Origin of the sequence: Hylemonella gracilis, assembly GCF_004328645.1 — a bacterium.
Classification (GTDB): domain Bacteria; phylum Pseudomonadota; class Gammaproteobacteria; order Burkholderiales; family Burkholderiaceae_C; genus Hylemonella; species Hylemonella gracilis_B.
In genome coordinates, this window is sequence record NZ_CP031395.1 from 1,651,169 (window position 1) to 1,665,023 (window position 13,855).

Annotated in this window: 10 protein-coding genes; 6 read left to right on the forward strand and 4 right to left on the reverse strand. The window is 65.9% G+C overall.

Annotation, left to right across the window (positions count from 1 at the left end):
* The first annotated feature begins 5 nt into the window (after nucleotides 1-5).
* The 3 genes from DW355_RS07805 (at nucleotide 6) to DW355_RS07815 (ending at nucleotide 2,836) form a co-directional block, all read left to right on the forward strand.
* Entirely contained in the window at nucleotides 6-1,007 is a 1,002-nt protein-coding gene (locus DW355_RS07805; RefSeq protein ID WP_131279018.1) for a carbohydrate kinase family protein, read from the forward strand.
* Between the two features lie 93 nt (nucleotides 1,008-1,100).
* Nucleotides 1,101-2,042, forward strand: a complete 942-nt coding sequence (locus DW355_RS07810; protein ID WP_131279020.1) for an AraC family transcriptional regulator — start codon at nucleotides 1,101-1,103, stop codon at nucleotides 2,040-2,042.
* A 74-nt stretch (nucleotides 2,043-2,116) separates the two neighbouring features.
* The gene (locus tag DW355_RS07815) at nucleotides 2,117-2,836 is read left to right on the forward strand and encodes a DUF5677 domain-containing protein (RefSeq protein ID WP_131279022.1); all 720 of its coding nucleotides are present in this window, start codon (nucleotides 2,117-2,119) and stop codon (nucleotides 2,834-2,836) included.
* A gap of 117 nt (nucleotides 2,837-2,953) precedes the next feature.
* On the opposite strand, the gene groL is transcribed toward DW355_RS07815, so the two are convergent.
* The 4 genes from groL to DW355_RS07835 all read right to left on the reverse strand — a co-directional run bounded on the left by groL (nucleotide 2,954) and on the right by DW355_RS07835 (nucleotide 7,839).
* Entirely contained in the window at nucleotides 2,954-4,600 is a 1,647-nt protein-coding gene (gene groL / locus DW355_RS07820) for a chaperonin GroEL (RefSeq protein ID WP_131279024.1), read from the reverse strand.
* A 50-nt stretch (nucleotides 4,601-4,650) separates the two neighbouring features.
* Nucleotides 4,651-4,941 carry a co-chaperone GroES gene (gene groES / locus DW355_RS07825; protein ID WP_006298219.1) on the reverse strand — a complete coding sequence of 97 codons (291 nt, stop codon included), beginning with the start codon at nucleotides 4,939-4,941 and terminating at the stop codon, nucleotides 4,651-4,653.
* Nucleotides 4,942-5,569: 628 nt separating this feature from the next.
* A complete protein-coding gene (locus tag DW355_RS07830) occupies nucleotides 5,570-6,568 on the reverse strand; it encodes a Bug family tripartite tricarboxylate transporter substrate binding protein (protein WP_131279026.1) in 999 nt (332 codons plus the stop codon).
* Nucleotides 6,569-6,906: 338 nt separating this feature from the next.
* Nucleotides 6,907-7,839 (reverse strand): LysR family transcriptional regulator, encoded by a 933-nt coding sequence (locus DW355_RS07835; RefSeq protein WP_131279028.1) that lies wholly within the window; start codon nucleotides 7,837-7,839, stop codon nucleotides 6,907-6,909.
* 148 nt (nucleotides 7,840-7,987) lie between these two features.
* Between DW355_RS07835 and DW355_RS07840 the strand changes: the two genes are divergently transcribed.
* From DW355_RS07840 to DW355_RS07850, 3 genes are all read left to right on the forward strand, one after another.
* Nucleotides 7,988-8,380, forward strand: coding sequence for a RidA family protein (locus tag DW355_RS07840; protein WP_131279030.1), 393 nt, complete (start codon nucleotides 7,988-7,990; stop codon nucleotides 8,378-8,380).
* Between the two features lie 86 nt (nucleotides 8,381-8,466).
* Nucleotides 8,467-10,590: a translesion DNA synthesis-associated protein ImuA gene (gene imuA, locus DW355_RS07845; RefSeq protein ID WP_165493147.1), complete on the forward strand. Its 2,124-nt coding sequence runs from the start codon at nucleotides 8,467-8,469 to the stop codon at nucleotides 10,588-10,590.
* Nucleotides 10,583-13,825, forward strand: coding sequence for an error-prone DNA polymerase (locus DW355_RS07850; RefSeq protein ID WP_278249377.1), 3,243 nt, complete (start codon nucleotides 10,583-10,585; stop codon nucleotides 13,823-13,825). Before imuA ends, DW355_RS07850 begins: the two co-directional genes overlap by 8 nt.
* The last annotated feature ends 30 nt before the right edge of the window (nucleotides 13,826-13,855 follow it).

Below are 13,855 nucleotides of genomic sequence, written 5' to 3' on the forward strand. Positions count from 1 at the left end.
CTTCCATGCGCATTGCCATCGTCGGCGAATCCCTGATCGACTTCACCGCCACGGGCCCGCTGGCCTTCCAGGGCCACGAAGGCGGCGGACCCAGCAACTGCGCCGTGGCCGCCGCGCGGCTGGGCCAGGCCACGGGCTACATCTCCCAGCTTTCGCGCGATATGTTCGGCGAGCGTCTGTTTGCCTACCTGCAGACCAACGGGGTGGATCTGCGCTTCGTGCTGCGCAGCGACGCACCGACCACGCTGGCCTTCGTCGAGCGCACGGCCACCAGCAACCATTACGCTTTCTACATGCAGGGCACGGCCGACACGCTGTGGGCGCCCGCGCAACTGCCCGAGTTGCCGCAGAGTTGCCGCTTCCTGCAATTCGGTTCCATCGCCCTGCTGCAGGAGCCCGCGGCCAGCCGCATCGTGGACCTGGTGCGGGCCGAGCGCGGGCGACGCATTGTGGTGTTCGACCCGAACGCCCGGCCCACCCTGGTGCGCGACCCGCAAGACTTCCGTGCACGCTGCCAAGGCTGGCTGGCCCTGGCCGACCTGGTCAAGCTCAGCGACGAAGACCTGGCCTACATCCTGCCCGGCTTGTCCGCCGACGAGGCCGCAGCGGTCGTGCTCGCGCTGGGCCCGCGCGCCCTGGTGCTGACACACGGCGGGCAGGGCGCCACGCTCTACCGCGCGGGGCAGGCGCCCTTGTCCGTGTCCGCGCCCGTCGTGCAGGTGGTGGACACCATTGCCGCAGGCGACACCTTCGGCGCGGCGCTGATGGTCGGGCTGCTGGAGCAGAGCGTGGAACGGGCAGGGCAACTGGCCCCAACCACCGCCGCCCGCACAGGGGCGCAGGTCGTGCCGGCGAACCCGCCCGATGCCACGCCTGCCCTGGGCGACGCCGCCTGGCGCGCGGTCCTCGGCTTCGCGGCCATGGCCGCCGCGCTCAACTGCACGCGCGCGGGCGCCAGTCCGCCCACGCGCGCCGAGCTGGACGTGGCGCTGACCCGTCCGGAGTGATAAGGTCGCGGCCTCGCGCCCAGCATCTGCGCTACCCTGCCTTGCACACGGCGCGGTTTCAGCCCTCCACGACGTTCACACGCCCTGTCCACCATGACTGCCACGACCGTCCCGCGCACCCGCCGGCCCCGCCAACGCCAGCCCGAGCTGGAGCGCGAATTCGCCCGCTCGCCCGCGCTGGGTTACGAGGACGCGGAGGAGGCCGGCCTGGTGCGCTGCCTCGCGCATGGCTTTCCGAGCCCGCTGGTGCGCTGGCATTTCCACGAGGAATACGAGCTGCACCTCATCACCGAGACCTCGGGCCGCGCCTTCGTGGGTGACTGGATCGGCCCCTTCGAACCGGGCCACCTCGTGCTCTGCGGCCCGCGCCTGCCGCACAACTGGATCTCGCTCGACGTGCCCGAGGGCGGCGCGCCCGGGCGCGATCGCGTGATCCAGTTCCGCCACGAACCCGTGGCCCGCGCCGCCGAGGAGATCCCCGAGCTGCGCGGCGTGCTGCAACTGCTGGACCGCGCTCGCCACGGCATCGAATTCTTCGGCATGGCCGAGGCCGCGCAGACCCACTGGGACGCCGTCAAGGCCACACGCGGCCTGCGTCGACTGGCCGCCTTCTGTGACTTCCTGGCCGACCTGGCCGACTGCAACGACTACCGCCTGCTCTCCACCGTGCAGATGCAGGGCGAGGCGGGCGAAGCGCAGATGGAGCAGATCAACCACATCGTCAATCGCATCATGGCCCGCGTGTCCGAACCGCTGAGCCTGGCCGACGTGGCCGAGGAACTGGGCATGAGCCAGAGCCGCTTCAGCCGCTTCTTCCACCGCGCCACCGGCAACAGCTTCACCGACTTCGTGAACCGCGTGCGCATCAACCACGCCTGCCACCTGCTCATGCAGACCGAGGACTACGTCACCGATATCTGCTATCAGGTCGGCTTCAGCAACGTGGCCAACTTCAACCGCCGCTTCCTGGAACTCAAGGGCATGACACCGACTGAATTCCGGCGGCAAGCGGAGAGTCGGTTTGGGGCGGTGTGAGGGGAGGGCAGACTCGGTGGCTGAATCCGCCAATCAAAGCGGACGTATTGGCAAATGGCTCCACAATCTGATGGATGGCCCAGATTTCTGAGATCCTGCTTCACGCGCAAGCATGTATTGCGACCGCGGAACAAGTGCTGCTATTGTTTGAGGTCAATCCGCTGACGACCGAGAAGCTTGCCGCCAAAGCGTTCTTCTGCAGATGTATCGACCATTTTCGTGCAGCCTTGTTGCTTGCTCAGGAAGATCTTGACCCAGAAGCGCTTGTGCTTGTGCGAGGGATTGTCGAAACAACATTCGTCGTTGGAGGCTTACTCACAGGCTCTGTAACGACCGCGGAGATGGAGGCATTTGATCGCGCAGGACGAGCCAAAAGTGCAAAGGCACAGAATGATTTTCTTCGCAGAAACGCCTCCTCAGACTTACGAGAGCGTGCACGTGAATTCGCCGAGCGCAATGCAGGACCCATATTGAAGTTTGAGCAGATTGCCAAGCAAGTCGATGCTGAGGATCTTTACAACGGGCACTACCGAATGTTCTCGCACATGGCTGCACACCCTTCCATGACATCGGTCGCTAAGTACATTGACTATGGTGAGGGCTCAACAAGTGTCAGGTATCCAGGCATCGGGTACCAACAGAGGACGACGTTGCTGATTGCTTGCGGGGCCTTTTTGCACACCTGCGCCGCAATCGAACATTGGGTTGGCACGACACCTAGCGTCAACCAATCTATACAAGCATGTCTACTTATGCAGGAATCATTTGGTTCTGTACTTGATCGCAGTAACTAATAGACCGCTCTTGGCCGACTGTCGATATTTCTAAGCTTCCACTAGATAAAAAACCACCATAAAAAAACCCGCGGTGTCGCCACCGCGGGTTTTTGTTTCAGGCCGTGAGGCTGGGGATCACATCCCCATGTCGCCCATGCCACCCATGCCGCCCATGCCACCACCCGGCATCGCGGGGGCGTCGTCCTTCGGCGCTTCGGCGACCATGGCCTCGGTCGTCAGCAGCAGCGAAGCCACGGAAGCGGCGTTCTGCAGCGCGGTGCGCGTGACCTTGGTCGGGTCCAGAATGCCCATTTCGATCATGTCGCCGTAGGTGTCGTTGGCGGCGTTGAAGCCGTAGTTGCCCTTGCCTTCCAGCACCTTGTTGACCACGACGGAGGCTTCGCCACCGGCGTTGAACACGATTTCGCGCAGGGGCGCTTCGATGGCCTTGAGCACCAGCTTGATGCCGGCGTCCTGATCGGGGTTGTCACCCTTGATCGTGCCGATCGATTGCTTGGCGCGCAGCAGGGCCACGCCACCACCGGCGACCACGCCTTCTTCCACCGCGGCACGCGTGGCGTGCAGGGCGTCTTCCACGCGGGCCTTCTTTTCCTTCATCTCGACTTCGGTGGCGGCACCGACCTTGATGACGGCCACGCCGCCAGCCAGCTTGGCCACGCGCTCTTGCAGCTTCTCGCGATCGTAGTCGCTGGTGGCTTCTTCGATCTGGATGCGGATCTGCTTGACGCGGGCTTCGATGTCGGCGCCAGCGCCGTTGCCATCGATGATGGTGGTGTTTTCCTTGCCCACTTCGATGCGCTTGGCCTGGCCCAGGTCAGCCAGCGTCACTTTTTCGAGCGACAGACCGACTTCTTCGGCGATGACCTTGCCGCCCGTCAGGATGGCGATGTCTTCCAGCATGGCCTTGCGACGGTCGCCGAAGCCCGGAGCCTTGACGGCCACGACCTTCAGGATGCCGCGGATGGTGTTGACCACCAGGGTCGCCAGGGCTTCGCCTTCGACTTCTTCGGCAATGATCAGCAGCGGACGGCCCGACTTGGCGACTTGCTCCAGCGTGGGCAGCAGGTCACGGATGTTGCTGATCTTCTTGTCGAACAGCAGCACGAAGGGGTTGTCCAGCAGGGCAACTTGCTTTTCGGGCTGGTTGATGAAATAGGGCGAGAGGTAGCCGCGGTCGAACTGCATGCCTTCGACGACGTCGAGTTCATTGTTCAGGCTCTTGCCGTCTTCCACGGTGATCACGCCTTCCTTGCCGACCTTGTCCATCGCGTCGGCAATGATCTTGCCGATGGACTCGTCGCTGTTGGCAGAGATGGAACCGACCTGCGCGATTTCCTTGCTGGTGGTGGTGGGCTTGGAAGCCTTCTTCAGCTGTTCGACCAGGGCCGTCACGGCCTTGTCGATGCCACGCTTCAGGTCCATGGGGTTCAGGCCGGCGGCCACGTACTTGCTGCCTTCGCGCACGATGGCTTGAGCCAGCACGGTCGCGGTGGTGGTGCCGTCACCCGCGTTGTCGCTGGTCTTGGAGGCCACTTCCTTCACGAGCTGGGCGCCCATGTTCTGCAGCTTGTCCTTGAGTTCGATTTCCTTGGCCACGGACACACCGTCCTTGGTCACGGTGGGGGCGCCGAAGGAGCGCTCGAGCACCACATTGCGGCCCTTGGGGCCCAGGGTCACCTTGACCGCGTTGGCCAGGATGTTCACGCCTTCGACCATGCGGGCGCGGGCGTCACCGCCGAAAACAACGTCTTTTGCTGCCATTTGAAATTACTCCGTATTCAGTTCAATTGAAGAAGGGGGCAGGGAAGTAATTACTTCTCAACCACGGCAAACAGGTCATCCTCTTTCATCACGAGGAGTTCATCGCCATCGACCTTGACGGTCTGGCCGCTGTACTTGCCGAACAGAACGCGGTCACCGACCTTGACGTTCATGGCGGCCAGTTCGCCCTTGTCGTTCTTCTTGCCCGGGCCCACGGCCAGCACCTCGCCCTGGTCGGGCTTCTCGGCGGCGCTGTCAGGGATGACGATGCCGGAGGCGGTCTTGGTCTCGTTTTCGACGCGTTTGACGATCACGCGATCAGCCAGAGGACGCAGTTTCATCAGGAATCTCCTAAAGGTTGAAACAGAAAAAGGATCAGCGAACTGCGCTTTCCCGCTGCGCGGGTCGGCGCTTTTGACTGGGCTGGGGCACATCGTCGTGCTCCGATCAGCGCCAACGGATCCGTTAGCACTCATCTCCAGCGAGTGCTAATCATAAGGCTTTTTGCGGGGGTTTCAAGAGGTGGGATTGACGCGTGGCTGTCGAGGCACCTGTCGACTTTCAGTGAATTTTGAATTTTCTTCACTGAGTTTTGAACTCCCGTGAGGCGGAAAATCAAGCCTAAGTCAATGTTTCAAAAAGTCTTTTGAAGACTTTGAGCGTAGCTTGACGTCACGGCGAATGCGATGAGGCGGCGACGCTTTTGCCTGATCAAAGGGTGATGGTGCTGTAAGAAAATACAGTTCCCAATCTTCTTTGGGCATGCAGACGAGACAGGGCCATCGTCAGCGCCTAGCTGCCTTTTTATTGCATGCCTTGCAGGCTCTGGCACGGGCCAGATGTGCCTGACCATCGCGCCGCTCGATCGGTTGACCCACCACGGCTCCAAGGAGGCCAAGGGCGCATCAAGCCCAAGTTTTTATCCAAACCCCCAGCGGATCGCTATCCCATCAGCGCCAACACCTCACCTCACTGTTTCTCGAAACCGATCTGTTGGATCATCGTGCCCCAGCGCTCGTACGCGATATGCATCTCCTGCATCAACTCGGCCGGGGTGGAGGCCACGGGCTCGTAGGCACCTTTGGCCATGAAGTCGCGCACCGACTGGCTGCTCAAGGCCTGGCGGATCAGGCCGTTGAGCCGGCTCACGGTTTCTGGCGCCATGCCGGCCGGGCCTACGATGGCGATCCAGCTGGGGAGGTCCATGCCGCTCACACCACCCTCGGTGATCGTCGGCACCTCGGGGAGGGCTGGGCTGCGCGCCGATGCCACCACGCCCAGGATCCGGATGCGGCCCGTGGCGCGGTTCTGGATGGCGGTGGGAGCGGCGTCGAAATACGCCTGCACGCGGCCTTCCAGCAGGTCGCGTGCCGCGTCCGCCGTGCCTTTGTAGGGCACATGCACGACGTCGATGCCGGCCGCGCGCGCGAAGGCGGCGGCATAGACATGCGAGGAGGTGCCGGTGCCGAAGTTGGCGAAATTCAGCTTGCCTGGGTTGGCTTTGCCCCATGCGACCAGTTCAGGCAGGTTCTGCACCGGCAGCGATACATGCGTGGTCAAGACCAGTGGCCCCTTGGCTGCCATCGAAATCGGCGTGAAGTCCTTGAACGGGTCGTAGGGCACCTTGGACAGCGTGTGCGGGTTCTGCGCGAACACGGAGGAGGGCGCGTACAGCAGCGTGTGGCCGTCGGGTGCCGCACGCATCAGCTCCTGTGCCGAAATCATCATGCTGGCGCCGGGTTTGTTGTCCACGACCACCTGGGTGCCGGCGATCTCCGCCAGCCGCTGCCCGATGGCTCGGGCCTGTCCGTCCAGTGATCCGCCAGCGGCCAGCCCCACCAGCAAGCGGATCGGCCTGCCCGGCTGGGGGAAACCGGCTTGCGCCCGCACGCCTGCAGCGGTGGCGAGCGTGCCGAGGCCGGCCCAGGCCGCGAAGACGCGACGGGACAGGCGGAAAGAATGGCTCATGTCTGATCCTCTGTTATTTGGTCTGCATGATTAAAACGTCTCAATGAAACGAGTTGTTAAGTGGTTTACCCGCAAGAAAATCACAATTCATTTGAATAAATTGGACTACGAGTCCATTTGAGTTGATTCTGAAAAATGTCACACCTCCCATGCCAAGTGCTGCACTTCGGTGCAATTCGACATTCAACAGACATCTGGGAAAGCAGCCAGTCGGCGATGCGGCGTGGAGGTGACTACAGCACGCGGGGCGGTGCAGTTCAGCCGATGTGTTGCATCGACCGGTTGAGTCCGCCGACCATTCCTGTCGTTTGCTTGCCATGGTGCATGTCACCTGTCCATCAGGCTTGCCGGGTGGCGCCCGCCGAGGGCGGTGCGTGCATCGCCATCAGTTCCACCACCCAGTCGATGAAGACGCGCAAGCGGGCGCCCACGTGGCGCTTGGGCGGATAGGCCAGGTACAGCGGCATGGGGGCGATGGACCAGTCCTCGAACAAAGGTCGCAGTTCGCCCCGCACGACATGGGGTGCCGCCAGGTAGTGGGGCAGCCACAGCGCGCCCAGCCCGGCCAGGCCGGCCGCGAGGTAGGCATTGCCATCGTCCACCGCGAGGGCGTAGCGGCCCCGCACTTCCAGGCGTTCTTCACCGCGCCGCAGGGCGCAGGGCAGGATGCGCCCGGTGCTGGACCAGAGGAACCCCACGATCTGGTGCGGCGCGGTTTCCAGATCCAGCGGGTGCGCGGGGGTTCCGGCGCGTGCCAGGTACGCGGGCGCGGCGTACAGCCGGATGGCCAGATCGCCCACATGCCGCGCCACCAGCGAGGGGTCGCCCGGTTCACCACCGCGCACCACGCAATCGACGTTCTCGCCGATCAGGTCCACCACCCGGTCACTCACGCCCAGGTGGACCTGGATGTCGGGGTAGCGCGCGTGGAAGTCAGGGAAGGCCGGCACCAGGATCAGGCGGGCCAGCGGGCTGGGCACGTCCACCCGCAGGCGGCCGCGCGGCGCGGCGGCGGCGCTGCTCAGGCTGGTCTCGGCGTCCTGCATGTCGGCGAGCAGGCGCACGACACGCTCGTAATAGGCGGCGCCATCGGCCGTCACGTTCACCTGGCGGGTGGTGCGGTTCAGCAGCCTGACCCGCAAGCGGGCTTCCAGCTGCTGCACCAGCTGGGTCACGGTGGTCTTGCTCATGTGCAGGGTCTGTGCCGCCTGGGTGAAGCTGCGGGTCTCCACGACGCGGGCGAAGGCCTGCATGGCATCGAAACGGTCCATGGCCGGTGGGGGGTGTGAAAAAGGTGGGAGGGAATGGGATTGTCTGGATTATGAAAACAGTCTTGGACAAACTTTCCTGTTTATCCAAACGATAGGCTTGCCTACAGTGCCTGCTTCACCCAACGCTGCACGCAATGAAAGGCATGTGATGACCCCACGTGATGTTGTTTTCCCCGCAGGCCGGCAGGCCCTGTACGAGCGCAACCGCTATTCCCCGGCCGTCCGTTCCAACGGTTTTCTGTTCGTGTCGGGCCAGGTCGGCAGCCGTGAGGACGGCTCGCCCGAGCCCGAGCTGGAAGCCCAGGTGCGGCGCGCCTTTGACAACCTGAACGCGGTGCTGGGCGCGGCCGGTTGCAGCTTCGACGACGTGATGGACGTGACGGTCTTCGTCGTCAACCCGGAGCAGAACTTCGAGCGCATCTGGCGCATCGTGCCCGAGTACTGGGGCGAGGCGCCACACCCCACGCTGACCGGCATTGGCGTGACCTGGCTCTACGGCTTCCAGTTCGAGATCAAGGTGATCGCCAAGCTGCCCGGCTAAGCAGCGTTGGGCGTAGGGACTGCAGCGCGGCACAGACCTTGCCCCGCCATTGCTGGATGGCTGTATACTGTATTTAATTACAGTATTTGAACGGGGCAAAGTTCATGGGCATCCAGGCATTGGTCAGCTCGCAGGTGCCTTCGCCACGGCTGGCGGCGCTGGACGGGGTGTGGCGCGCGGCCGAACTGGCCCGCGTGCGGCAGACCTATGTGCCCAGCGGTCATGGCGAGTTGGACCCCGAACTGCCCGGCCAAGGCTGGCCCCTGGGCCAATTGACCGAGATCCTGCAGGCCCAGCCGGGCTTGCATGAATGGCGGTTGCTGTTGTCCGCCTTGCGCCAGGCCGTGGCGCACGGTCCTCTGGTGCTGGTGGGAGCGCCGCAACTGCCCAACTTGCCCGTCTTGAGCTTGTTGGGTATCCCCGCCCGGCAACTGCTGCGCGTGGACGCCCACTCGGCGGCCGAACGCCTGTGGGCCACCGAGCAGGTGCTGCGCGGCCGCGAGCTGGGCGCCTTGCTGAGCTGGTTGCCGCGGGCCCGTCCCGAACAACTGCGCCGCTTGCAACTGGCCAGCACGGCCACGCAGGCGCTGGTGTTCGCCTTGCGTCCGATCGCCGCGCGGCATGAATCTTCCCCCGCGCCCTTGCGCCTGACCCTGCAGGCCGCGCCCCAAGGCGCTGAGGGGGGGCGCCGGGGCTCAGCGTGGAATTGTTCAAGCGCCGTGGTCCCGCCCTGGACCATGCCCTCACGCTCGCCGCGCCGCTGCCCGTCACGGCCGCGCTGCGCCGGCGTCGCCTCCCGGAGGAACCCCCTCATGCTGTGGTGCGCCCTGCGACCCCGTCTCACGCCTGGCACCGCGCCCAGCAGCCCGTCGCCGCATGAACCCCCGCCCGGTCCTGAGCAGCAAGCCCTGGCCTGGTGGGCCTTGCAGTTCAGCCCCCGGGTCTGCATGCTGGAAGAGGCGGTGCTGCTGGAGGTGCAGGCCAGTCTGCGGCTGTACGGCGGTCGGCGCGCGCTGCTGCATCGCTTGCGCGCGGCCTTGCCCGAGGCAGAGGCTGCGGCCTTGGCCGTCGCCCCCACGGCCCTGGCCGCCTTGGCCCTGTTGCGCACCGTGCCGCAAGAAGAAGCCGCGCTCGACGCGCAGGCCGTTCCTGCGGTGATTCCGGCCGTGGCCTGCGCCACACGCCACCTGAGTTCCACGCTCGATGCCTTGCCGCTGCTGCACCTGAGTGCGGCGCGCGCGCATGCGCCCGTGCTCGCGCGCCTGGGATGCCGCACCCTGGGGCAACTGCGGGCCTTGCCGCGTGACGGTGTCTCGCGCCGTTTCGGCGCGGCCTTACTGGAGGCACTGGACCGCGCCTACGGCCAGCGGCCCGAGGCGCAGGACTGGATCGCGCTGCCCGAGCGCTTCAGCGCCAGGCTGGAGTTCACGGGGCGCGTCGAGACAGCGGAAGGCCTGCTCTTCGGCGCGCGGCGCCTGCTGGGGCAACTGGTCGGCTGGCTGCAGGCGCGGCAGCGGGGCGTGCTGGCCTTCACCCTGCATTGGGAGCATGACTTGGTGCGCCGGGGCGAATTGCGCAACGGCCAGCTGGACCTGCGCACCGGTGCCGCCACACGCGACACGCGCCACCTGGCCCGGCTGCTGGGCGAGCACCTCGCGCGCATCCAGTTGCCCGCGCCGGTGCAGGCCATCCGCCTGGACGCCACCGAAACCGAAGCCTTCAAGGCCGACAACACCAGCCTGCTGCCCGGGGACGTGAAGGACGGCGAGCCGCTGGCGCAGCTCATCGAACGATTGGCCGCGCGCCTGGGCCCGCACCGCGTGTTGCGTGGCCGTGTCTTGGCCGACCATCGGCCGCAGCACATGCAAGCCTGGTTCGCCGCGAGCGAGCCTGCGGCGAAAACAAAAACAGCGACGCCTGCGCTGCCGCCACACCTGCGCTTGCATCCCGCCTGGATCCTGCGCGAACCGCTGCGCCTGGACATGCAGGGTGACCGCCCGCTCTACCAGGGGCCGCTGCGCATGCTGGCCGGCCCCGAGCGACTGGAGACCGGTTGGTGGAGTTTCTCCGCCGCTGCTGAAGTGGAGGGCGAGGAACTGGCTTTGCGGGATTACTACGTTGCTCGCAGCCCGCAAGCGGGTCTGCTCTGGGTGTACCGGCGCCGCGGTGGAGGAGAGCTGGCCTGGTTTCTACAAGGGATTTATGGATAGCTCCGCCCGCAACCTCATGTCCATGGCCACGGCTGGTTCGACGCTGCCCGCTTACGCTGAGCTGCATGCCTTGAGTAACTTCAGTTTTCAGCGTGGAGCCTCACAGCCGGAAGAGCTGGTGGCGCGCGCGCATGCGCTGGGCTACAGCGCGCTGGCGATCACGGACGAGTGCAGCATGGCTGGCGTGGTGCGCGCGCATGGCGAGGCCAAACGGTTGGGCCTGGGCCTGCTCATCGGCGCCGAGCTGCGGGTGGAGGTGCCCGATGCCCAAGCGGGTGAAGCACACTTCACGCTGGTGCTGCTGGCGCGCAGCCGCGCGGGGTATGGACAGTTGTGCGAGCTGATCACCCAGGCGCGCAACCATACGGTGACGCCGCGCGAGCGGGAGCGCGGCCTGCGCTACCGGCTGCACATGGAAAACTGGCCCCCTCCAACACTGGACAGCCGCGATTTGCTGGCCTTGCTGGTGCCTCAACGCGACGGCCTGCAGCCCGATTCGCCCGACTTCGCGGCGCAGCTGGACAGGCAGCTGCAGTGGTTGCGCGCGAGGTTCATGCCACATGGCTGGCTGGCGGTGGAACTGCTGCAGAGTCTGGACGACGAGTTCTGGCTGCGCGAGTTGCAGGCCGCGGGGGCGCGCTGCGGCGTACCCCTGGTGGCAGCGGGCGGGGTGCACATGCACGTGCGCTCGCGCAAGCCGCTGCAGGACGTGATGACCGCCATCCGCCTGGGCCGGCCCGTGGCCGAGTGCGGCTTTGACCTGCAGCCCAATGCCGAGGCGCATCTGCGCTCGCGCCAGCGCCTGGCCGCGCTCTACCCGGCGGCGCTGCTGGCCGAGACGGTGCGCCTGGCCGGGCTCTGCCACTTCAGCCTGGACGAGCTGAAGTACGAGTACCCGCAAGAGGTGGTGCCCGAGGGCGAGACGCCGGCTTCTTACCTGCGCCGCGCCACGCTGGAAGGCGCGCAGACACGCTACCCGCAAGGCGTGCCGGTGGCGGTGCGGCGGCAGATCGAGCACGAGCTGGCGCTGATCAGCGAGCTGCGCTACGAGAAATACTTCCTCACGGTCTACGACATCGTGCGTTTCGCGCGTGACAAGAACATCCTGTGCCAGGGCCGGGGTTCCGCGGCCAACTCGGTGGTCTGCTACTGCCTGGGCGTGACCGAGGTAGACCCGGCGCGCACCAGCGTGCTGTTCGAGCGCTTCATCAGCAAGGAGCGCAACGAGCCGCCCGATATCGACGTGGATTTCGAGCACCAGCGGCGCGAGGAGGTCATCCAGTACCTCTACGCCAAGTACGGCCGGGACCGTGCCGCGCTGACGGCCGCCGTGCACACCTACCACGCGCGCGGGGCGATCCGCGACGTGGGCAAGGCCCTGGGCCTGGACGAGGACATGATCGACGCACTGGCCAAGGCCCATCAGTGGTGGGACGGGCGCGAGGTGAACCATGAGCGTCTGCGGGCGCTGGGGCTGGATGCGGACAGTCGACCGATCCGTCTGCTGCTCGAGCTCACACGACCGCTGCTTGGGTTTCCGCGCCACCTGTCGCAGCACAGCGGCGGTTTCGTGCTCACGGGCGACAAGCTCACGCGCACGGTGCCCGTGGTGCCCGCCGCCATGGAAGGGCGCACCACCATCGAGTGGGACAAGGACGACATCGACGCGCTGGGCCTGCTCAAGGTGGACGTGCTGGCCCTGGGCATGCTCAGCGCCATCCGCCGCACGCTGGATTTCGTGAGCCAGTGGCGTGGGCGGAAGTTTCGCTTGCAGGACATTCCGCCCGAAGACCCCGAGACCTACGACATGATCTGCCGCGCCGACGTGGTGGGCGTGTTCCAGATCGAGAGCCGCGCGCAGATGAGCATGCTGCCGCGCCTGCGGCCGCGCTGCTTCTACGACCTGGTGATCGAGGTCGCCATCGTGCGCCCCGGACCCATCCAGGGCGGCATGGTCCACCCCTTCCTGGAGCAGCGCGAGCGCCAGCGGCGCGGTGAGCCCCTGGCCCTGCCCAATGAAGCCTTGCGTCCGGCGCTGGCGCGTACCCTGGGCGTGCCCATCTTCCAGGAACAGGTGATGCAGATCGCCATCATCGCGGCAGGCTTCACGCCGGGCGAGGCGGATCAACTGCGCCGCGCCATGGCCGCCTGGCGGCGCAAGGGCGGCGTGGACAAGTTCCAGCAGCGCCTGAGCGAGGGCATGACGGCGCGCGGTTACGAGCGCGAATTCGCCGAGGCCATCTTCCGGCAGATCGAGGGCTTTGGCGAATACGGCTTTCCGGAAAGTCACGCGGCCAGTTTCGCGCTGCTGGTCTACGCCAGCGCCTGGCTCAAGCACCACGAACCCGCGGCCTTCCTGGCCGGGCTGCTCAATTCCTTGCCCATGGGGTTCTATGGTCCGTCGCAACTGGTGCAGGACGCGCGGCGCCATGGCGTGACGGTTCGGCCCGTGGACGTGCTGCACAGCGATTGGCACTGCACGCTGGAGCCGCAGGACGAGGCCGGAATCGGCCATCGACCCGCCACCCAAGCGGCCGTGCGCCTGGGCTTGTGCCTGGTTGCAGGGTTGAAGAACGCAAGCGCGCGGCGCATCGCCGAGGCACGTGCCCAGGGGCCGTTTTTCAACACCGAAGACCTCGCCTTGCGTGCGGGGCTCGATGCGCTGGATCTCAATGCCCTGGCGAGCGCCGACGCGCTCATGGGCCTGTCGGGCCACCGGCGCCAGCAGGTCTGGGATGCCTCGGCCTTGCACGCCGCGCCGGCCTTGCTGCGCGGCGCGCCAGTGCACGAGCCGACGCTGACGCTGGAAGTCGCGCCGGAGGGCGAGGAGATCGTCTTCGACTACGCAGCCACCGGCCTCACGCTGCGGCGGCATCCGTTGGCGCTGCTGCGCCCGCGCCTGTCTCGCCTGGGCTTGCAGACTGCACAGGCCTTGCTGGGCTGGCCGAGCGGACGGCCTGCGCGGGCTTGCGGACTGGTCATGGCCCGGCAGCAGCCGGGCACGGCCAAGGGCGTGGTCTTCGTGACGCTGGAAGACGAGACCGGGAATGTGCAGGTCATCGTCTGGAAGGCCTTGCGCGACCAGCAGCGCGAGGTGTTGCTGTCCGCGCGCCTGCTGGTCGTGCACGGCACCTGGCAGCGCGAGGGCGCGGTGTGCCATCTGATCGCGAAGCACCTGGAGGACCGGACGCCCTGGCTGGGACGTCTGGCCACGCAGAGCCGGGATTTCCACTGAGCAAGTCCAGAAGAGGCGTGGGGTGTGTCG

What these genes read in the sequence shown, in the direction of transcription:
- DW355_RS07805 (WP_131279018.1), top strand. Translation starts at nt 6, where the DNA reads ATGCGCATTGCCATCGTCGGCGAATCCCTGATCGACTTCACCGCCACG.
- DW355_RS07810 (WP_131279020.1), top strand. Translation starts at nt 1,101, where the DNA reads ATGACTGCCACGACCGTCCCGCGCACCCGCCGGCCCCGCCAACGCCAG.
- DW355_RS07815 (WP_131279022.1), top strand. Translation starts at nt 2,117, where the DNA reads ATGGCCCAGATTTCTGAGATCCTGCTTCACGCGCAAGCATGTATTGCG.
- groL (WP_131279024.1), bottom strand. Translation starts at nt 4,600, where the DNA reads ATGGCAGCAAAAGACGTTGTTTTCGGCGGTGACGCCCGCGCCCGCATG.
- groES (WP_006298219.1), bottom strand. Translation starts at nt 4,941, where the DNA reads ATGAAACTGCGTCCTCTGGCTGATCGCGTGATCGTCAAACGCGTCGAA.
- DW355_RS07830 (WP_131279026.1), bottom strand. Translation starts at nt 6,568, where the DNA reads ATGAGCCATTCTTTCCGCCTGTCCCGTCGCGTCTTCGCGGCCTGGGCC.
- DW355_RS07835 (WP_131279028.1), bottom strand. Translation starts at nt 7,839, where the DNA reads ATGGACCGTTTCGATGCCATGCAGGCCTTCGCCCGCGTCGTGGAGACC.
- DW355_RS07840 (WP_131279030.1), top strand. Translation starts at nt 7,988, where the DNA reads ATGACCCCACGTGATGTTGTTTTCCCCGCAGGCCGGCAGGCCCTGTAC.
- DW355_RS07850 (WP_278249377.1), top strand. Translation starts at nt 10,583, where the DNA reads ATGGATAGCTCCGCCCGCAACCTCATGTCCATGGCCACGGCTGGTTCG.